Origin of the sequence: Prosthecobacter sp., from assembly GCF_049294395.1 — a bacterium.
GTDB lineage: Bacteria > Verrucomicrobiota > Verrucomicrobiia > Verrucomicrobiales > Verrucomicrobiaceae > Prosthecobacter.
Genome location: NZ_JBAQCR010000073.1, coordinates 1 through 18,593, shown reverse-complemented (window position 1 = coordinate 18,593; position 18,593 = coordinate 1). Strand labels below are relative to the sequence as shown.

The 18,593-nt window shown below is 56.7% G+C and carries 19 protein-coding genes; 13 read left to right on the top strand and 6 right to left on the bottom strand.

The annotated features are described in order from the left end of the window. Position 1: 1 nt before the first annotated feature. The 11 genes from rfbA (at position 2) to WAW39_RS05095 (ending at position 10,136) form a co-directional block, all read left to right on the top strand. Positions 2–880 carry a glucose-1-phosphate thymidylyltransferase RfbA gene (gene rfbA / locus WAW39_RS05145; RefSeq protein ID WP_422316457.1) on the top strand — a complete coding sequence of 293 codons (879 nt, stop codon included), beginning with the start codon at positions 2–4 and terminating at the stop codon, positions 878–880. A gap of 2 nt (positions 881–882) precedes the next feature. Next, positions 883–1,611 (top strand): WbqC family protein, encoded by a 729-nt coding sequence (locus tag WAW39_RS05140; RefSeq protein ID WP_422316455.1) that lies wholly within the window; start codon positions 883–885, stop codon positions 1,609–1,611. After that, entirely contained in the window at positions 1,608–1,835 is a 228-nt protein-coding gene (locus WAW39_RS05135; protein WP_422316453.1) for an acyl carrier protein, read from the top strand. The genes WAW39_RS05140 and WAW39_RS05135 overlap by 4 nt, the downstream gene beginning before the upstream one ends. Beyond that, the gene (locus WAW39_RS05130) at positions 1,832–2,584 is read left to right on the top strand and encodes an SDR family NAD(P)-dependent oxidoreductase (protein ID WP_422316451.1); all 753 of its coding nucleotides are present in this window, start codon (positions 1,832–1,834) and stop codon (positions 2,582–2,584) included. The genes WAW39_RS05135 and WAW39_RS05130 overlap by 4 nt, the downstream gene beginning before the upstream one ends. A gap of 12 nt (positions 2,585–2,596) precedes the next feature. Then, entirely contained in the window at positions 2,597–4,144 is a 1,548-nt protein-coding gene (locus WAW39_RS05125) for an AMP-binding protein (RefSeq protein WP_422316449.1), read from the top strand. Continuing rightward, positions 4,141–4,821 (top strand): acetyltransferase, encoded by a 681-nt coding sequence (locus tag WAW39_RS05120; protein ID WP_422316447.1) that lies wholly within the window; start codon positions 4,141–4,143, stop codon positions 4,819–4,821. Before WAW39_RS05125 ends, WAW39_RS05120 begins: the two co-directional genes overlap by 4 nt. Before the next feature lie 19 nt (positions 4,822–4,840). Further along, positions 4,841–5,827, top strand: a complete 987-nt coding sequence (locus tag WAW39_RS05115) for a class I SAM-dependent methyltransferase (protein ID WP_422316445.1) — start codon at positions 4,841–4,843, stop codon at positions 5,825–5,827. A 12-nt stretch (positions 5,828–5,839) separates the two neighbouring features. Further along, entirely contained in the window at positions 5,840–6,799 is a 960-nt protein-coding gene (locus WAW39_RS05110; protein WP_422316443.1) for a hypothetical protein, read from the top strand. 1 nt (position 6,800) lies between these two features. Further along, complete coding sequence (gene purN, locus WAW39_RS05105) at positions 6,801–7,502, top strand: phosphoribosylglycinamide formyltransferase (protein ID WP_422316441.1); 702 nt, start codon at positions 6,801–6,803, stop codon at positions 7,500–7,502. A 47-nt stretch (positions 7,503–7,549) separates the two neighbouring features. After that, a complete protein-coding gene (locus tag WAW39_RS05100) occupies positions 7,550–8,710 on the top strand; it encodes a DegT/DnrJ/EryC1/StrS family aminotransferase (protein WP_422316487.1) in 1,161 nt (386 codons plus the stop codon). A 313-nt stretch (positions 8,711–9,023) separates the two neighbouring features. After that, on the top strand, positions 9,024–10,136 hold the full coding sequence (locus WAW39_RS05095; RefSeq protein WP_422316439.1) for a hypothetical protein: 1,113 nt from the start codon (positions 9,024–9,026) through the stop codon (positions 10,134–10,136). A gap of 33 nt (positions 10,137–10,169) precedes the next feature. Here WAW39_RS05095 and WAW39_RS05090 read toward each other — a convergent pair whose 3' ends face one another. The 6 genes from WAW39_RS05090 to WAW39_RS05065 form a co-directional block, all read right to left on the bottom strand. Then, a complete protein-coding gene (locus WAW39_RS05090) occupies positions 10,170–11,102 on the bottom strand; it encodes a hypothetical protein (RefSeq protein ID WP_422316437.1) in 933 nt (310 codons plus the stop codon). Then, positions 11,099–12,319 (bottom strand): glycosyltransferase, encoded by a 1,221-nt coding sequence (locus tag WAW39_RS05085; protein WP_422316435.1) that lies wholly within the window; start codon positions 12,317–12,319, stop codon positions 11,099–11,101. The genes WAW39_RS05090 and WAW39_RS05085 overlap by 4 nt, the downstream gene beginning before the upstream one ends. After that, on the bottom strand, positions 12,316–13,293 hold the full coding sequence (locus WAW39_RS05080; RefSeq protein ID WP_422316433.1) for a glycosyltransferase family 4 protein: 978 nt from the start codon (positions 13,291–13,293) through the stop codon (positions 12,316–12,318). Before WAW39_RS05080 ends, WAW39_RS05085 begins: the two co-directional genes overlap by 4 nt. A gap of 196 nt (positions 13,294–13,489) precedes the next feature. Further along, a complete protein-coding gene (locus WAW39_RS05075; RefSeq protein WP_422316431.1) occupies positions 13,490–14,326 on the bottom strand; it encodes a hypothetical protein in 837 nt (278 codons plus the stop codon). Positions 14,327–14,471: 145 nt separating this feature from the next. Further along, positions 14,472–15,464: a putative lipopolysaccharide heptosyltransferase III gene (gene rfaQ / locus WAW39_RS05070; RefSeq protein ID WP_422316429.1), complete on the bottom strand. Its 993-nt coding sequence runs from the start codon at positions 15,462–15,464 to the stop codon at positions 14,472–14,474. A gap of 54 nt (positions 15,465–15,518) precedes the next feature. Further along, complete coding sequence (locus tag WAW39_RS05065; protein WP_422316427.1) at positions 15,519–16,628, bottom strand: glycosyltransferase family 61 protein; 1,110 nt, start codon at positions 16,626–16,628, stop codon at positions 15,519–15,521. Positions 16,629–16,827: 199 nt separating this feature from the next. Here WAW39_RS05065 and WAW39_RS05060 point away from each other — a divergent pair, with 199 nt between their 5' ends. Together WAW39_RS05060 and WAW39_RS05055 are read left to right on the top strand one after the other, a co-directional pair. Next, positions 16,828–17,649 carry a hypothetical protein gene (locus WAW39_RS05060; RefSeq protein ID WP_422316425.1) on the top strand — a complete coding sequence of 274 codons (822 nt, stop codon included), beginning with the start codon at positions 16,828–16,830 and terminating at the stop codon, positions 17,647–17,649. A gap of 52 nt (positions 17,650–17,701) precedes the next feature. Further along, complete coding sequence (locus WAW39_RS05055) at positions 17,702–18,535, top strand: class I SAM-dependent methyltransferase (RefSeq protein WP_422316423.1); 834 nt, start codon at positions 17,702–17,704, stop codon at positions 18,533–18,535. Positions 18,536–18,593 lie beyond the last annotated feature (58 nt).

Below are 18,593 nucleotides of genomic sequence, written 5' to 3'. Positions count from 1 at the left end.
TATGAAAGGCATTCTCCTCGCCGGTGGCTCCGGATCTCGACTGCGCCCCGTGAGTCAGGCTGTCAGCAAACAATTGCTGCCGGTTTATGACAAGCCGATGATCTACTACCCTCTTTCCGTACTGATGCTCGCCGGAATTCGCGAAATTCTGGTGATCTCAACTCCGGAAGACCTGCCCCTTTACAAGCGACTGCTCGGCAACGGTTCACGTTTTGGCATTCAATTGAGCTTTGCAGAGCAGCCACGCCCAGAAGGTCTGGCGCAGGCCTTTCTCATCGGCGAAGACTTCATTGGCAGTGACGGTGTAGCGCTCGTGCTTGGAGATAATCTCTTCTATGGCCAGGGGTTCTCACCTAAACTTCACGCAGCGGCTGCACGGCGGAAAGGAGCAACCATTTTTGGTTATCAAGTGAACGACCCGGAACGTTTCGGCGTGGTGGAATTTGATTCGAATGGGGATGCCAGATCCATCGAAGAAAAACCCACCCGCCCCAAATCCAACTTCGCTGTCACCGGATTGTATTTTTACGACAACGATGTGGTGTCGATTGCTAAAACGGTCAAACCTTCAGCACGGGGCGAGCTTGAAATCACCTCCATAAACCAGGAATACCTGTCGCGCGGGCAGTTGCATGTGGAGCGGCTTGGACGCGGTCACACCTGGCTGGACACCGGCACTTTTGATTCGCTGCTTGAGGCCGCTCAGTTTATTCGGACGATTCAAGAACACCAGGGATACTTGGTGGCCTGCCTGGAGGAGATCGCTTTTCAAGCTGGCTGGATCGACAAGGAAACCGTGCAGGCTACTGCCGCTGAGATGGGTGGAAACGCCTATTCGCAGTATCTGCTCAGACTCATCTTAACCCACTCACCGGCCTAAAAATGCGTCTCGCCGTCATGCAGCCCTATTTTCTGCCTTACATTGGTTATTTCCAACTGATGGCGGCTGCGGACCGGTTCGTATTTTTGGACGACGTCAATTATATCAATCGTGGCTGGATCAACCGCAACCGTCTGCGCACACCGCAAGGCCCCGCATGGTTCACCCTGCCTTTGATCGGAGCCAGCCAGAACCGGCTGATATGTGAGCTGGACATCAAGCCCGATGACGGCTGGAAGCGGTCTTTGGAGCGCACTATTTCGACGACCTATTCGAAGGCTCCCTGCTATGCTGAAGTCTTCCCGTTGTTTCAGGGTTTTTTGGCTGCCGCCTCTGGAAATCTGGCGCAGTTTTTGAGCCAAAATTTGCAGGAAGTTGCCGCATGGTTGGGACTGGCCACGCAGTTTGTGCCCTCATCAAGCATTTACCCCAAGGGGGAGTTGAAGGGCCAGCATCGCATCCTGGACATCTGCCTCCGTGAAGGCGTTGACACCTATGTCAATCCACCCGGTGGCCGTGAGCTGTATGACTCCCCCGTTTTTACCACTGCTGGGGTGGAACTGCAGTTCCTCAAACCGGAGCTGAAAAATCTGCAGCTTGGCTCAGTGGGGGACGACGGGCCGGTACTTTCTATCCTTGATTTGATGATGTACAACTCCCAAGAGTTGCTGCGTCAGGCCGCATGCACTTTCCAGGTGGAAACAGCCTGCCCGACTTCTCCTTTATCATGACTCTTGAAAAAATATTCGCCGAGGTGTTCGCAATCCCTGAGAGCAGTGTCGCAGACACGCTGGAACTGCGCCAGATCAGCAGCTGGGACTCCATGTCTCACATGTTCCTCATCACTCGTATTGAGGAGATTTTCGCCGTGCAGCTCACAGGTGATGAAATTGCCGACATGAAGAGCGTCGGTGATGCTCGTCGCGCGCTTCAAGCTCATGCCGTCGCTGTATGATCGTCCAAGAAAGTGCAGTTTTAATCACTGGCGGTGCTCGCGGCATCGGCCGGCATCTGGCCGAACGTTTTCTGGCTGACGGAGCCCGGGTGGGCGTGATTGATCGTGATGAAGCATCCTGCGCCGAACTGCGCGAGGCCAGCGGCGGCCAGATCCAGGCATGGGCCTGTGACCTCACGGATGCGGATGCCGTGGACGTCACCCTGCGGGCCATCTTCGATGCAGGGCTGGTACCGGACCTTCTCGTCAACAACGCCGGTATCATTCACAGCGAGCCGCTCGTGAATATGCTCTCTCGTAGTGATCGCGTTCATTCGCGGGACGCCTGGCGTCGCGTCATGTCTGCGGATCTCGATTCTGTTTTCTACGTCACCAGCCGCACTGTGGACCTCTGGCTGGCCCGCCGGCACAAAGGAACGGTCGTTTCCATCAGCTCCATCTCCGCCCATGGCAACCCCGGCCAGTCCGCTTATTCCGCAGCCAAGGCGGGCGTCAACGCCCTGACCCAGACCTGGGCCAAAGAGCTGGGACCTCTCGGCTTCCGCTTTGCCGCCATCGCTCCCGGGTTCCTGGACACTCCTTCGACGCGCGCAGCCCTGAGCGAAGCCATCATCACCCGCCTTCAGCAGCAGATCCCACTGCGCAGGCTCGGCGGCGTGGAGCACATTTACCTGAGTGCTCGGCACATTTTGGAAAACGACTACCTCAATGGCCTGATCCTGGATGTGGACGGCGGACTGGTTCTTTAACCCTTGAATCGAATGGCCTTCATTTCGAATCTCCCCATCGCCTTTGCCGAGGTCATTCGCAACCAGCCAGAGCGCATCGCCCTGTGCTATCCTGCCACCGGTGAAAAGGTGACGTATGCCGAGCTCGCGACGAACGCTGAGGCCATCGCCGGAGTGCTGCATTCGCGTGGATTGCGGCAGGGAGATGTGGCGGCGTTTTTCCACGACAAAAGCCCCGCCGCCTATGCTGCCATGCTGGCCTGCCTGCGGCTCGGCATCATCTATACGAATCTGGATGCGGACAGCCCTTGGGAGCGGCTGCGGAAAATCTTGGGCAGTTGCGAGCCGCGCCTGATCATCAATGCGTTCGAGCAGCTCCCGCATGCGGAGGCTCTGAACCTCGCCGGCCATGCCGATGTGCTGCATCTGCGGCAGCACCCTTCGGGGCTGGCATCTGCGGAAACCCTGCCGGATGTGCGGGGGATCAGCGGTGCGTTTCCGGCCTACATCATGTTTACCTCGGGCTCGACCGGCATGCCGAAAGGGGCCGTCATGTCTCATGCCAATCTGCTGCTGTTTATCGCGTGGGGCAGGGACCGTTTTGGCATCACGAATGAGGACGTGCTCACGAACGCCAATCCCATCTATTTCGACAATTCGGTCTTCGACTTCTACACGGCCATCTTTTCCGGCGCCACCCTGGCTCCCATCACCAATGCGCAGGCTCGAGATGCCCGCCTGCTGGTCAAACTGATCAACACGGCGAACTGCACGGTGTGGTTTTCAGTGCCCTCCCTGCTGGTGTACCTGCTGACCACACGTGCGCTGGGCGCGGCGGATTTTCCCAGCATCCGAAAGATCATCTTTGGCGGGGAAGGCTTCCCCAAGCCGAAGCTCAAGCAGCTTTACGATCTTTTGGGGCACCGCTGCGATCTTGAAAACGTGTATGGTCCGACCGAGTGCACCTGCATTTGCTCCGCCCACACCATCCCGGCGGCAGATTTCGAGGACATGCAAAACCTCGCGACTCTAGGTCCGCTGGCGCAGAACTTTGACCACGAAATCCTCCCGCTGGATGAGTCGGACCCACACTTCGGCGAGCTCTTCCTGCGCGGCCCCCAAGTCGGCCTGGGCTACTACCGCGATCCCGAGCGCACCGTCCGCGCCTTTGTGCAGAATCCGCGTCACCAAGATTACGCGGACATCGGCTACCGCACGGGGGATCTCGTGCGTCGGGACGAGCGCGGATGGTTCCACTTCAAAGGTCGTGCCGATTTCCAGATCAAGCATATGGGCTACCGCATCGAGCTGGAGGAGATCGAGGCTGCCTTGTCCACGCTGCCCGGAGTCCGCGAATGTGCGGTCATCTATCAGCGCCTGGGAGACGGCATGGGGCAGATCCTCGGCTACGCCGCCATGCCTGAGCAGCTGCCTACGGATGAGCTGGTGCGGCAGGTCGCGGCTATCGTGCCCCCTTACATGGTTCCACGCCGCATCACTGTGCTGGACACCTTGCCAAAGAACGCCAACGGTAAGATTGACCGCGTCGCCCTCTTGGCCCTCGCTTCATCCCCTTCATGAAACCGATCATTCTCTTTGGCACCGGCAAAATCGCCGAGATCATCCTGTACTTCCTGCGCAATGATAGCGACCGCACCGTGGTCGCCTGCACGGTGGACAGGGCCTACATGCCGGGCTCGGAGTGGCAGGGGCTGCCCGTGGTGCCGTTTGAAGAACTGGCCGCGACTTATCCTCCCGACCAATACGAAGTCCTTGTTGCCTTGGGCTATCAGGACATGAACGAACTGCGTGCCGGCAAATGTGCCGCGGCGCGCGCTCTCGGCTACACGCTGGCCTCCTACGTGCACCCCCAGTCCGGCGTGCCGAAAGATTTGGTGCATGGAGACAACTGCTTCATCATGAACCAGGTCATGATCCATCCCTGCGTGAAGCTCGGCAGCAATGTCTTCGTCTGGAGCGGAGCGATGATCGGCCACCACAGCACCATCGGAGACAATGTCTGGCTCACTTCCTGCGCAAATGTCTCAGGCGTGGTCACTGTGGGTGCCGGTACCTTCCTCGCTGTGAACAGCACCATCGGCCACGGCGTGAAAATCGGCCAGCGCTGCTTCATCGGCGCCAATGCCCTCGTGACTCAGGGCACGGAAGATGATCAGGTCTTCGTGAGCGCAAGCACCAAGCCATTCCGCCTGAGCAGCCAGCAGTTCATGCGCATGTCGCGCTTTTCCGATCTCTAAAACACGATCCGTTTTGCCTATGAATCCTTCCGAACTCAAATTTTTCATCAGCCCGGTCACCAAGCTGCCTCTCACCTTGGATGCCTCCAAGAATTCGCTATCCACAACGGCGGGTGAGCAGTTTGGTTTCCTGGACGGCATCCCCGATTTCGTGCCGGCCGAAGGGCTGGCAGCCAAAGCACGTCAGGCGCAGTCATTCTACGATGACCGGTCTGAAAACTACGACCAGTATCTTCATCTGACCTTTTACACCCACGGCGAAGATGAAGGCGTCGTGCGTAACCGGCTTGTGGACAATCTTGAATTGAAGCCGGATTCCAAGGTGCTCGAGATTGCTGCCGGCAGCGGCCGGGATTCGGTGATCATCGCTTCCCGCCTCAATGCCAGCGGCCTGCTCTGCCTTCAGGACATCTCCGCAGGCATGCTGGCCAAAGCGCGTGCCAAGCTCACCGACGTCGAGGTTCCCGTTTCTTACTCCCTTTCGGACGCCACCAGCCTGCCATACGCAGATAACAGTTTTGATGCTGTCTTTAGCTTCGGCGGCCTCGGTGAGTTCCCAGACATCGCCAAAGCTCTCGCTGAAATGGTTCGCGTGTGTCGTCCCGGCGGCAAGGTGGTTGTCGGCGACGAAAGCATCCCCGTGTGGCTGAGAAAAACAGAGTTTGCGAAAATCCTGACCACGACCAATCCGCAATTCATGGCGCCGCTGCCTCTTGAGCATCTGCCAGTTGAAGCACGGGAGGTCTGCGTGCGCTGGATCATCGGCGGCGTGTTTTATACGATCGACTTCCGTGTTGCAGAAGGGGAGCCGTCGGGAAATTTCGATTACCCCATTCCAGGTCCCCGTGGTGGCACCCTGCGTTCACGATATTTGGGCCAGCTGGAGGGAGTCAGCGTGGAGACCAAAGATCTTGCGCACAAGGCCCGTCTGAAAAAAGGGCTCAGCATGCATGACTGGCTTGAGTCCGTTGTCCATGAGGCTGCAGTGCGAGATCTCCAAGAATGACGTCTTGAATTCATGAGCATCAATTCGACACCCTTGGAATGGCATAAAATCGGGCGCGTATTCGGTCCTGCGGAGGGGGCTCCGTGGATGAAAAGTCATGCCCAGGTCCCCACACCTCTCGTCATTGAGAAAGAGGGAGTCTTGCGTGTTTATTTTTCGTCCCGCCCAGATCGCGGAATGAGTTTGACCAGTTACGTGGATCTCGACCTGGCAGATTTCACGAAGATCGTGAACGTGAATCAGCAGCCATTGCTAGAACTTGGCCGACCTGGCACCTTTGATGAACACGGGATCATGCCGTCATGCGCTGTTCGCACCGGTGACCTTGTTTACCTGTATTATAGTGGCTGGAGCCGCGCTACTTCCGTTCCTTATACCAATTCCACCGGGTTGGCGGTCAGTGAAGATGGCGGCAAAACTTTCCGTCGTGCTGGAGAAGGTCCTGTTCTCGCGAAATCGTTGCATGATCCTTGGTCAGCCACCTCTCCGTTTGTCATGAAAACCGGCGATCAGTGGCGAATGTGGTACTGCGCTGGCACAGGCTGGGTGCAGGTGGATGGAAAGTACGAGCATGTTTATGATATCAAAGAGGCTGTCTCTTCTGACGGTATAGCCTGGACCCCTCTTTGCCGCTCTTCCATTCCAGCGACGGAGGGTGAAGAGGCGCTGACCCGGCCATGGATCATGCCTTTCGGTGACTCGTGGCGCCTGTGGTACTGCCACCGTCGTTCCAAGGACTTCCGGGATGGGGCTGGCGCCTACCGCATCTCATCTGCAAGCTCGCCGGACTTGAATTCATGGACGCGTATCGGTCGTGACGGCCCGGTGGGAGCAGGGGAAAATACATGGGACTCTGCAACACAAGCCTACCCGGCTCTCTTTGAGTTTAACCAGAAGCTCCATATGCTTTACAATGGCAACGACTTTGGCGCGGATGGCTTTGGCATTTGTACAGCCCAACTGGCATCATAAAATGAAGATAGCATTAATTACAAATGCGGGTGGAGGGCAGTTGCAGACATGCCTCTTGGAAGAGAAATTTAGGTCTCGGATCCAGGCGGTCATCTCCGATAAAGACGACAAAAATTTGGAAATTGCAAAATCGCATGGCATTCAAAGCCTCGTCGCGAGAGGCGAGACCAGTTCTGAATTCAACGAGGCATTGTCGACTCTGATGAATGAGCACAAGTTCGATGCGCTGATCTCTTTCGGATTCACCCGGCTGTTTTCAGCCGCCTTTCTTGCCTCCTTCAAAGGGACTGTATTCAACTCTCACTTTTCGCTTCTTCCGTCGTTTCCAGGAAAGAGGGGGGCGGATTGGACGACAAATGTGCTGCCTCCCAAGGCCATTTTTGAACGTGCAATCCTGTATGGAGCACGGTTCATCGGAAACACGATTCACATTGTGGACCAGTCAATTGATGGCGGGCGGCCTGTGATGCAGTCCTGTCTCCCAGTTCCTTATGAATATAAGAAAAATGAGCTCAGGCACGAGTTGTTCATTCAGGAATGTCGATGCCTGATGCAATTCGCACTGTGGTTAAGTGACGGGCGGATTTTGATCTCCGAAAACGAGGCTGTTGTTGCCAATGCTTCATTCGATCAGGGGTGGTACTCTCCGGCGCTCGAAGAAGAATGGATCAAAAGCTTCACGCCCGTGAATCGGGCAGCTTAGAAGCTGTTATAAACAGCCTGTTATTAAATAGTTTATCAATAGAGTTCATGAGTTTCAATCAAGGCAATTCACTGTTTGTCGGAACGCCGAACATTGGAAACCAGGATGTCTTTCTTTCGCGCACGGTGGATGCTTTAAAGCGCCGCTGGCTCTCCAATAATGGAAAATATGCGCAAGAGTTTGAGGCGGCTGTATCCAAATTTCTGGGGGTGAAGCACTGCATTGCCATGTGCAATGCCACAGTCGGGCTGGAGATAGCCATTCGCTCTTTGGGGCTTTCTGGCGAAGTGATTGTGCCGTCATTCACATTCATTGCCACGGCGCATGCATTGCAATGGCAGGAGATCACCCCGGTGTTCTGCGACATTGACCCCGTGACGCACAATATTGACCCCGCAAAGGTTGAGGCGCTTATCACACCGAGAACAACGGCCATCATGGGGGTGCATCTCTGGGGTCGTGGTTGTGACGTGGAGGCACTGCAAAGGATAGCTGACAAGCACGGCCTGAAGCTTCTGTTTGATGCTGCTCACGCTTTTGGTTGTTCGCACAACGGGCAGATGACAGGTGGTTTTGGCAATGTTGAGGTTTTCAGCTTCCATGCCACCAAGTTCATCAACTCATTCGAGGGCGGCATGGTGACCACCAATGATGATGAGCTTGCGCTGCGCCTGCGGCGAGTGACCAACTTCGGATTCTCGGGCTATGATCAGGTGGACTGCATAGGCACCAATGGCAAAATGAACGAGATCTCTGCGGCCATGGGGTTGACTAACTTGGAGAGCATTGATGAGTTCATTGCCATTAATCGTGCCCATCATCGCCGGTATCAGGAGTTGCTGGACGGCCTGCCGGGTCTCTCGGTAATGCCCTACGGTGAAGCTGAACGCGGCAATTACCAATATGTGGTCATAGAAATCGAGTCTGATATCGCCGGTATCAGCCGCGATCTGCTGGTGTCACGCCTGCACGAACAGGGGGTTATTGCCCGACGGTATTTTTATCCGGGCTGCCATCGCATGGAACCTTATCGCACTTTGTATCCGCTCGCAGGGAATCATTTGCCGGAAACAGAGCGGCTTACGCAACGTCTTTTCTGTCTTCCTACAGGAAGTGCCCTCACTGAAAATGATGTGGAATCTGTATGTCACATCATCGGCAATATCATGTCTGAGGCTCGCAATGGAGCTGGGACTCGTGAGCCGTGAGATTTATGAGCTTTTAGCTTGGTGAGATTGCGTCTGGCCGCTGGTGGCGATGGGTTAATGCTGAAGTCTCGGGGCAAAATCCAAAGCACGTCACTGGCGGTTCATGGCTTCCTAACAGACAGCGACTAGTGTCATCATTCACATCTGGCCGCGCATTTCCAAGGGGAGTTCCCCGATCGCATGTTGAGGGGGCATCGGTGATATGAAAACTGAGTTCCGGTTGAGGGGGCTGATATTGGCCGCCGGTGTGTTCGCATCGGGCAAGTCACGAACATGCCTCCAAGGTGTTTGAAAACTGCCGCAGAATGAATTTATGGCCGATGTCTCATGGAAGGGGTGGATGCTTCCTGAAACAGCCAGCGTGAAGCCGGAAGTCATTGGACAAGTAAGCGGCATTGCTGCTTCTTTCGTTGCAGCAGGAAAACAAAAACACCACAAGAACATGAATCAGTTGGCGCCAATTGGCATATGTACTTACTCAAGACTGGATAAGTTGAAGCTGACGATTGATGCCCTGAAGCGTAACACTCTGGCAACAGATTCAGAGTTGCACATTTTTTCAGATGGACCCAGGAAAGGTGACGAGGAGAAGGTTGGAAAATTAAGGGGGTATCTTGAGACTGTGGATGGTTTCAAAAAGGTCGTTCTCAATCTTCCGGCCGAGAACAATCAGTTCCAAAACACCCACATGGCCCATCGTAATTTAACGGAAATGTATGGGAGAAGCATCTTCATGGAGGATGATAATATCACGTCCCCGCATTTTCTTGAATACATGAACAAGGCCCTGGCATTCTATAAAGATAATCGCCGGGTTTTTTCCATAGGCGGGTACGCTCCTCATGGGGTCTTCGACAAGAAAGCCTCCGCAGATGTGTTTTTCTCAAGAATGTTTTGCCCCTGGGGGGTGGGTATTTGGGCGGAGAGTTTCCAGTTATTTGGCGACATTAACTGGGGTGAAGTGTTTGAGAGGGAAGCTGACAACCAAAGGCTGATCGCGGAATTGTCCTATCTCGGCAAGCATCTATCCAAGAGATTTAAAAGGTGGCGGGACAAAGGGATGAAGGCGGATCAATACCACCTTGCCGGGGATCTGCTCATGACGATAACGATGATTAAGAATCGGATGTTCACGGTAGTGCCTGCGAAATCGTTGGTGAAAAACATCGGTCTTGATGAGTCGGGCCTGCATAGCGGCGTTCATGATGTCCGCTTCGATGTTCCCGTAGATCCCAATTTTGTGCCCAAACAATTCACCGCAGAAGCGGTGGCTAGCAGAAGGCTCTGTGACGAGCAGTATATTCTGAACAGCTATTCAAAAAAGCAAAAAAGCGCCATCCGTTTTTACTATCTGCTGATTCGTGAGATTAAAATCCGTTTCAGCCGTTCGCTTGGATCATCAGATGCTTTTTTGAAGTCTCACTAGGACGCAAATTACAGCTGATTTCGCAATGCGCTTTTAAGCCTTAAAACCAGAGAGAAGATTGATTGGTGCGATGTTATTGAACATCCATTTGCTCACGCGGCGTTTCAAACGGGAGCTGGAGAGGGTGTTGAACTTTCGCATGCGCCGCTTGGCCGCTCCTTTGTAGTGCAGGGCCAGCGCGCGCACCCACTGGTTGCTCGTGAGAAATCGGAGGTAGGGGACGAGTTTGCCGCCTTCTTCGCGCCACTGCACGCGCTTCAGTTTCTTGGGGCCGGGCCAGCGTTCGTAGCCGTCGGCCTCAGACATGGTCTGCTCTAGAATGGCATCATCCCAGACCATCTGGCTGCTGACCTGCTCCGGGTGCAGGCGCCGGTGTTCACCCAGCCCCGTCATGTCGCAGAAGTACTGCCGCGCCGCAAGCCAGTCGGTTTTCACCCAGTCGCGATGGAGTTCGGAATCAAACAGGCCGGAGAGGGTGGCTGTGAGACCGGCGATTCCTTCTTTGCGAAACACCGCCACATGCGGGTTGCCACTCGTTCCGTAGTAGCACACCGCTGGCGGAGGCAGCAGCCTTTGGGTGAGGGCCTGCGCCGTGTCAAAGATCAGGCAGTCACTGTCGAGATGCAGCGCGGTGTCAGAGCCGCAGGCCTGCATGGCTTCTTTGAGCAGGAACCACCGGCTGAAGCAGAACCGCTCAAAGCCTTCCGGATTGCCGGAGGTGTGGACGTAGGACTTTTGAAAAGCCTCCAGCTCAGTTTGCGGCAGGTCCTTGATAGGGACGAGCGTGACCTCCAGCCGGTCAAACTGCGCATGTGAATGATCGCCGATCAGGAACAAGCGCACGTCAGGATTGAAGACCCGGGTGTTCTCCAGGGAGCAGAGGAGATAGCGTGGTATGGGGCCGCGATGGACGTAGTAGATGTCCGTCGGCGCGCTGTCCGTGGGGCTTGGCGTGGCAGAGCTCATGGGGCCAGGATGCTTTGATATAAACGGCTGTACTGCACGGCTTGAATTTCCGGCGCATGATTTGCATGCGCATAGGCCTGAGCCGCTGCGCCCATCTCCTGCAGGGGCCATCGGCCAGCGCGCGACTCATTGATCAGCCGGGCCAGTTCGGTCGGTTCCTGGCTGGGAAACAGCAGGCCGGTGAGGCCATGCTGGACTCGTTCAGGGATGCCGCCAATCCGACTCGCCAGGGGAGGTGTCCCTGAGGCCATCGATTCCAAAACGGTCAGCGGACCCGTGTCTCCCTTCGTTGGGCAGATGAAGAGATCCATGGCGGCATAGAGCGCTGCCATCCGGGCCGGGTTGCTCACAGAGCCGAAGGTGCGCAGCGTCAGGCCCGGCAGGGAAGGGGACTCGGGCTCCTGCCCCCAGATGGCGAGACCGAGGCCCCTGCAGTCGATGCTGGCCAGGGCTCTCCAAAGCACGTCCATGCCTTTGCGGTTGTTGTTCCAGGTGGCGCCGACGCCGAGCCAGAACAGATCCTTGCTGAGGCCCGGCCCGGCACGGCTTGCTTCACGGGAGGGGGCGCTGAGAAACTCCGGCCGCACCACATGGGGAATCATCTCTTCTCGTGTTTTAAAGCGGGAAATCAGAGGGTGCATGACGCGGTTCACATAGTCCGAAGGCGCCACCAGCGTGAGGTTGCGGCGCTGCAGCAGCAGTTCATCGCGTGCCCGCAGCAGTGTGGCTCTTTTTCTGCTGCCGATTTCATAGCGGTCTCGGAGGCCCGTGGTGTGCTCGATCCATGAGCAGGCATGGCCTTTGATGGGCCAGAGATCGTGGATGGTCCAGATCAGCGGGATGTGCGGCTCAATCTTCAAAAGGGAGCCGTGGTAGAGATCCGCCGAGTGGATGTTGTGCACATGGATCAAATCCGGGCGTGCTGTCTTGATGGCCTGGTATAAAGCCTGTTCATGCCGCTTGGTGCGCCAGCGTGCTGCGAGGGAGCGGGAGATATTCTTGACCAATCTCTCCAGGGGCGGTCGCTTCGCGGAAGGTGCCAGTGAGCGCTCGGAGACCAGCCCTGTGAACAGCCCCTCTTTTGCAGGAGGTGAAAAATGCCAGCGTTCGATCTGATACTCGGCGCGCTGCGCGAGGTCATTGGCCAGCATGTTGGCCAGTGTGGCGGCTCCGCCATTGATGTGGTCGGAGAGCAGAACGATTTTCGGCTTTTTCATATCCCCATGAGATAAGACTTCCACAAGGGGTAGGTGCTCGTGGTGGAGTAGTGCGCTTCGAATGCCGCTCTGGCATGGCGGCCCAATGCCTCGCGCTTGGGGGCGTCAGTGACCAGGGAGGTCAGGCAGGCGTGCCACTCGGCGGGTGTTTTGGCGAAGGCAATCGCACCTGATTCGCGGTCCAGTTCCAATGCGCCAGCCTGCGGGGTTGCCACCGTGGGAATGCCGGCCGCCATGTACTGCAGCGCCTTGATAGGGGACTTGCCCTGAGAGAAGGCGTCCACGGGGAGCGGCAGCAGACCGATGTGGAACGTTTCGACCGCCGCAGACTCGCCGCCCTGGCGCCATGGCAGATGGATGTAGGGCGTGGCGGCAGAGAAGTCAGGCTTCTTGCCGCAAAACACGGCCAGCTCCACCTCGGGGTGCTCGCACATGATCTGAGCGAGCACTGGCTCCAGCGTCTCCAGGTAGCACAGATTCACCGGCGCACCTGACCAGCCGATGCGGATCCTGCCGGTGGATTCGGTGGCGGCAGGAGGCGGCCAGTCTGCCGGGTTCAGGGCCATGGGCAGCACCTGCACATTGGCCCCGAGTGCGGAGAGATGATGGGCGATGTAGTGATTGGCCACGAGGGCCACATCGGCTGCACGAACGATGCTCCGCAGCCGCCGGTTGGTGCGCCAGCGTGTCCACCAGCTATGCTTGCGCCCATGGGGGTGCCAGGTCGCGTCATCAATGTCGAACAGCAGCCTTTTCGCGTGGGCCCTGAGGGTCCGCACTTGGGAGGTGGAGAACAGTTTTTTCTGCACCAGCACGGCGTCGTAGCCTGCGATCTCAGCAGACGGAGGCAGCGTGCCCGGAGGGGCCACATCATACCTGATGCCATCCGCCTTCAGCATTTCCAGATACTGGATCACCCGGTAGTGGGTGCTGGCGCAGGACGTATCGCCAAAGGGGAGGACGAGAATTTTCATGTGCGTTGATAAAGGGCGAGGGCGAGCACCTAACCACAGTCCGCCGCAGGCTCACAGCAATATCGCTCCGTGAAATCCTTAACGCCAAGTCTCCGGCCATCCCTTTCTGTTGACCAATACACAAGCCATGGCTGGGTAGTTTATGAAAGGAGATTCAGGTCCGTTGCTTTGTGGCGGAGAAGGCCGCTCTTCAGGACTACAAATCCAGCTGGCAGGTATTGCGGCAGATGACGACGACGTAGGCGGAGTTCAGGGTCTTCGCGATGTAGGATTTGTAGCCGTTTTGCTCCAAATAGGAGCTGAGTAGCTCCCACATGTAGACGTCCCGGAAAGCAATGTCCTCAATGATGACCACGCCGTCCGGCTTGATCATTCCCAAGCCGAATTTGAGGGTGAGAAGGTTGGCGTGGGCCATGTGGAACCCGTCATCAATCACGACGTCGAATTTCTCAGGTGACAGGCTTTTTTCCAGATCTTGGAAAGTCGACCACTTGGTTTGATCGACATAAAACGTTTTGATTCGATCTTCGGTAAAGAGGATACGCTTGTCGATGTCGGCGCCATAAATACGCGCATTGGGCATGAAATCCCTGAAAGCTCTCAGGGAGGCTCCGGGCTTGCCCTTTTCGCCCATGTTGGAGAGAACATCGATGTTGTTGGTTCCCAGCCCGATCTCCAGCAGCCGTGTGTCAGGGCTTGAACGGATCTTGGACAAAATGCGTCCATAAATCTGATGGTAATTGTGTTTGGTCGTTTTGTCGCTGCCATGCTTGCCCAGGAGGGCTCCCAGCTCAGCCACATCGACAGGCTCCGTGGCTTCCCGGGCGGAATAGTCAAGATGGCACGCGGGAGTGGGAGCTTTCTGGGAGATGAGGTCGATAACACCCGCAAAATTTGTCAGCGTGTCTTGATGAATGGCCTGAATTTCTTCGTCGGTGAAATCCTTGTACCGGACGTCATAAATCATGGTCTTGACGAATTTGGCGAGCTTCGGCGGGTTGATCAAAAACCCGCTTAATCTCTTAAAATTCATCGCCGATAATAGTAAATCCGTGCGTCCCATAGAAGGGGCAATAGTTGCTGGATGAAGGGTTTGTCAACCTTTCAGAGCGGGTATTAGAGGTGGCAAACTTCAAGCCTGAGCAGGCTTGTCTCTTAAATGTCGGAAGGACGACATTTTAGAGGGCTGAGGGGGGCAGGGAGAGGAAATTCGCCGCGGCGGTTTTCACCTCCTGAAGCGCGGAAATTTCGTCCGATTTGAAGTGAACGATTTGATGCCGGGTTTTCCAAGGGTGCCAATTGCAGGCGGCGGAGTCCGGACCAAACAGGGCCACCGTGGGGCAGCCCGTGGCGGCGGAGAGATGCATCGCTGCGGTATCGACTCCGACAAACAGCCGGGCCTGGTACATCAGCCAGGCCAGATGATGCCATTGGATTTTTCCTGCGGTGCTCGTGCATCCCGCGCCGATGGCCTGCGTCAGGCGCTCGCCGAGGGCAATCTCCTCCGGGTCTGGCCCTACACTGATGACGATCTGGTGATTTTGCGCGATCAAGGATTTCCCCAGACTGGCCCAATGAGCGTCCGTCCAGCGCTTGCGCTGCCAGCGTGTGCCTGGATGAAAAATGACCAGAGGTTTTTCCGGAGAAAGCTCAATGGGTGGCGGACTGGTGCGGCTTTTTTCAAAGATCAGCGGACCCGGCTCCTGCTGCGGGAGGTCGATGAAGTCTTTGGCGTTCAAGAAATCAGCCTCCACCCGGTGGATGAATGACCAGTCGCTCTGACCCAGATGAGTCAAAAGCTTTTTCCAAGGCCAGCCGATCTTGTACACGAAGGCGTTGGCGCAGCGCTTTTTGGCGCCGCTCAATGCGACGACGGTGCGTCCACGGTCGTTGTTGCCCAGCTCAATGGCCACGTCATAGCGTTCACGCCGTATGGCGGCCTGCAGACGCAGCGCGTGCAGAAAGCTCAGGGCGGAGCGTTTGCTCTTCTCAGGCGAGGCGGTGGTGTAAATCTTGTGGATGTCCGGGCAGCCTTTGAGAATGCTTTCCGTGCCTGCGCGTACCACGACGTCAATCTGTGCCTCAGGGAAGGCTTCTTTCACCGCCTTGACTGTGGGGGTCAGCAGCAGAGAGTCTCCGATGTGGCGGAGTTTGACGAGGAGAAGGCGCATGGGGAAAGGGGCGGATGGATAAGGCTCGAAGCAAGGAGAAGCGGCTGGAAACCACTACTGAATGAGCCTCTTCACATTCTCAAGCCTCGCGTGGAGATCCTCCCGTGGAAAGAGAAAGGAGCCGTCCGCAGTGCGTGGGGTTTTGGAGTACAGCGAGAGGCCCTGATTGCCGCAAATGTTGGCGACGTCACGGAAGGCATCTCCCCATGAGTCGGGGCCGTGGCCGCCATCCAGATTGATATAGACCGAGTTTCTCGCAAACAGCGCCGTGGCCAGCGCCTGTCCCAGCGGACCGACGACCACCGGTGCTGCTGAAATCAGGGCGATCTGCTCGTCCAACGGGGTTTTGGAAAGCTGGATGGAGCGGCATGAGCCAAACACCCTTTCGACCTCGGCGACCGCTTCGTCTTCATTGAGCAGGTGGCGGTTGGGCGCATCTTTGCGGGACAGGAACAGCGTGGGGCCGGTTTTGGCTTGGGGACGGTGGAAGTACTCGTTCATGGCCCGGTAGTCCTGCGGGCGGGAGAGGCAGTCGTGCGTCCCTCGTGGCTGCGGGATGTAGTAGAGATCGTTGCACCGCGTGGTGCCGTCTCCGCATTCGATCATCTGATCCGGGGCGCCGCCGGTTCTTGTCAGGTAGCGGGACTGCCACTTCAGATGCCCCTTGGCGACGAGGATCTTAAAATCCGGACTCAGCTCCTGCATCTTTTTCTGGGCGGCCAGCCAGCGGGGCATGTGCTGAAACAGGAAGTGCCCATGGTTTTCGTGGTCCCGGCCGGAGAGATGGAACAGCGGCATGCTCAGCCGGTTGGCACCGAGGTAAATGGGCTGCCGCACCTTTTTAAGGGGAAGATAATCGAGGCTGGGGCAAACGCGCAGCCACCTGCCGTCCGACGTGAAAACATTGGCCTGGTCGCCAACGATGGTGGCGTTTTGGACGCGGTACAGATTGACGTTGGGCCAGCGAATCAGCGTGGACATCGCCGTTTGGTTGTTCAACCGCGCCTCCAGCTCGCAAGAGACCTCCTCCGAGCCTGCTTCGATCAGCGGAATCACCGTGACGTCCTTGGAATTCGCCGGAGCAGATTCGATCTTGGGATAAAGATGAACTGCAGACCGTAGATTCGCATAGAGATCATGTATGCGGCGACGGAAGGATTTCATGGCATGGATGGAGGTGCATCAAGGGAGGGGGCTCCCATTCCCCCTTTTTTCACAGGGTTGAAAGATGAATGGATGCGGCTGAAGTCGATGCGTGAGATGGGCGGTTCCAGCATTACTACAAAGCAGACAATCCCCCCCGTGCAACCAATTAACAGTTTGCGGATTGTGCCTCGACGTATTCAATTGATTGACCGTCTTCATGTCATCGATCCCCAACACGCAGAATGCTGCCACTGTCATCTCGTCTTGTGATGCCTACTCAGATTTGTGGCCCATCTTTTTCCACTTTTTCTTTAAGCATTGGGGGAAGCCATCCTTTCCGGTTTATCTCATCACCAATCACCGGCACTACAAAGATCCGCGGGTGATCAGCATCCCGGTGGGCGAGGACAAGAGCTGGTCTGACAATCTCATCAATGCGCTGAAAAGCATCCCGGAGGAAAACCTCTTCGTCTGGCTGGATGACTTTCTGGTGGATCGCGACATCGACAGCGCAGCAATGACCGCGTGCATTGAGCAGCTCGACCAAGTGGGCGGCAAGTATCTGGCGGTGGACCAGTTCGGTGATCTGGGCGCACCAGTCGAGAACAGCTGGCTGCGCTTGATCGAAGGGGGCAATCTCCGCGCGGGCCTCAATCTGTCACTGTGGAAGAAGACCTTCCTGAACCAGGTGTTGGAGCCTGCCTGCTCGATCTGGGCTGCTGAAAGCCGCCTGCGCAAGCTCAACCGCGAAGGCGAGGCGGGTTTGTATTACTTGAAAACCGAGACCCCCAAAGTGGTGTCCTATGTGGAGGGTGTCCGAGGGCAGTTTTGGAAACCCCAGGGCGTTGCCTATCTGCGGGAGCAGGGCATCAAGGCGAACTTGAAGCGCCGGCCGTTTCCGCCGCAGGGAAATGATTTCCTGTCCAAGTTTTTCAGAAGCTGCTACAAGCGCAGGATGAAATCTCAGTCGGGCAAAGAGGTCCGTGCGGCGTTGGAAGGGAAGGGGCTTGAAGTGCTTCCTTTGCAGGGCGTGTCCTGATTTGACACAGGACGTTGGCAGCAAGCTATTAAGAGATAGAGACCGCATCATCATGGAAGGCGAAACAGACAACTCATCATTTGAACTCCTCGACAGCGGCGGCGGGCGTGTGCTTGAAAAGCTCGGGGCGCTGGTGTCCGCCCGCGCCTGCCAGCCAGCTTGGTGGCGGCGCAAACTTCCTGGAGCGGAATGGCGCAAGGCCGTGGAACTGAAGCGTGAGTTGAAGGAGCCGCTGAAACTGCGCATCGGAACGCTGCGCTTTTTGCTTTCTCCCCTGGGTGGCGTGCGCGGCCTGGCTCCTGAATTGCAGGAACTGTGGGGCAAGGTTGGCGCGCAGTGTTCCGCCTTTGCCGTGCAGCAGCGCCGTCCGGCGCGTGTACTGCATCTCTTTGGCGGGGCCGGCGGTTTCACGCTCGCAGCTGCGCAGGCCGGTGCGGCAGTGGCCCATGTGGATGTTTCGGCAGATGCGATCAAACGCGCGCGTGAGCACGCTGCGCTCAACACGCTGGCCAATCGGGACATCCGCTGGGTCGTGGATGATCCGGTGAAATTCGCGCAGCGTGAGCGCACACAAACGACCCGCTACGATTTGATCGTGATTGATCCGCACACACCCAAGGATGCCAAGCGTGGCGGCTTTGAGCTTGAGCGTGATCTCGGCGCCTTGCTCAGCACGGTCAGCGGTTTGCTGTCCGACAAGCCCATTGGCGTCCTGCTTTGCTGCCGTCAGGGGGCGGTATCGTCCACGACATTGCAGAATCTCATGCGGCAGGAATTCAACGTTTTCGGTGGTGCCGTGGAGAGCGGTGAAATTTTGCTCAAAGGTGCCGAGGGAGTGCCTGCGGTGCCGAGTGGAGTGTTTGCCAGCTGGCGCAAAGCAGCTTGAGGAAAAAGAGCGTGTAGTTTGTCCTGACCATCTGGCCTGCTTGAAGCCTGTGCATAGT

Coding starts and splice junctions, on each gene's coding strand:
- WAW39_RS05110 (WP_422316443.1), top strand. CDS start 5,840: ATGAGCATCAATTCGACACCCTTGGAATGGCATAAAATCGGGCGCGTA.
- WAW39_RS05055 (WP_422316423.1), top strand. CDS start 17,702: ATGGAAGGCGAAACAGACAACTCATCATTTGAACTCCTCGACAGCGGC.
- rfbA (WP_422316457.1), top strand. CDS start 2: ATGAAAGGCATTCTCCTCGCCGGTGGCTCCGGATCTCGACTGCGCCCC.
- WAW39_RS05095 (WP_422316439.1), top strand. CDS start 9,024: ATGGCCGATGTCTCATGGAAGGGGTGGATGCTTCCTGAAACAGCCAGC.
- WAW39_RS05125 (WP_422316449.1), top strand. CDS start 2,597: ATGGCCTTCATTTCGAATCTCCCCATCGCCTTTGCCGAGGTCATTCGC.
- WAW39_RS05130 (WP_422316451.1), top strand. CDS start 1,832: ATGATCGTCCAAGAAAGTGCAGTTTTAATCACTGGCGGTGCTCGCGGC.
- WAW39_RS05100 (WP_422316487.1), top strand. CDS start 7,550: ATGAGTTTCAATCAAGGCAATTCACTGTTTGTCGGAACGCCGAACATT.
- WAW39_RS05115 (WP_422316445.1), top strand. CDS start 4,841: ATGAATCCTTCCGAACTCAAATTTTTCATCAGCCCGGTCACCAAGCTG.
- WAW39_RS05075 (WP_422316431.1), bottom strand. CDS start 14,326: ATGAATTTTAAGAGATTAAGCGGGTTTTTGATCAACCCGCCGAAGCTC.
- WAW39_RS05085 (WP_422316435.1), bottom strand. CDS start 12,319: ATGAAAAAGCCGAAAATCGTTCTGCTCTCCGACCACATCAATGGCGGA.
- WAW39_RS05080 (WP_422316433.1), bottom strand. CDS start 13,293: ATGAAAATTCTCGTCCTCCCCTTTGGCGATACGTCCTGCGCCAGCACC.
- WAW39_RS05120 (WP_422316447.1), top strand. CDS start 4,141: ATGAAACCGATCATTCTCTTTGGCACCGGCAAAATCGCCGAGATCATC.
- WAW39_RS05090 (WP_422316437.1), bottom strand. CDS start 11,102: ATGAGCTCTGCCACGCCAAGCCCCACGGACAGCGCGCCGACGGACATC.
- rfaQ (WP_422316429.1), bottom strand. CDS start 15,464: ATGCGCCTTCTCCTCGTCAAACTCCGCCACATCGGAGACTCTCTGCTG.
- WAW39_RS05060 (WP_422316425.1), top strand. CDS start 16,828: ATGTCATCGATCCCCAACACGCAGAATGCTGCCACTGTCATCTCGTCT.
- WAW39_RS05065 (WP_422316427.1), bottom strand. CDS start 16,628: ATGAAATCCTTCCGTCGCCGCATACATGATCTCTATGCGAATCTACGG.
- purN (WP_422316441.1), top strand. CDS start 6,801: ATGAAGATAGCATTAATTACAAATGCGGGTGGAGGGCAGTTGCAGACA.
- WAW39_RS05140 (WP_422316455.1), top strand. CDS start 883: ATGCGTCTCGCCGTCATGCAGCCCTATTTTCTGCCTTACATTGGTTAT.
- WAW39_RS05135 (WP_422316453.1), top strand. CDS start 1,608: ATGACTCTTGAAAAAATATTCGCCGAGGTGTTCGCAATCCCTGAGAGC.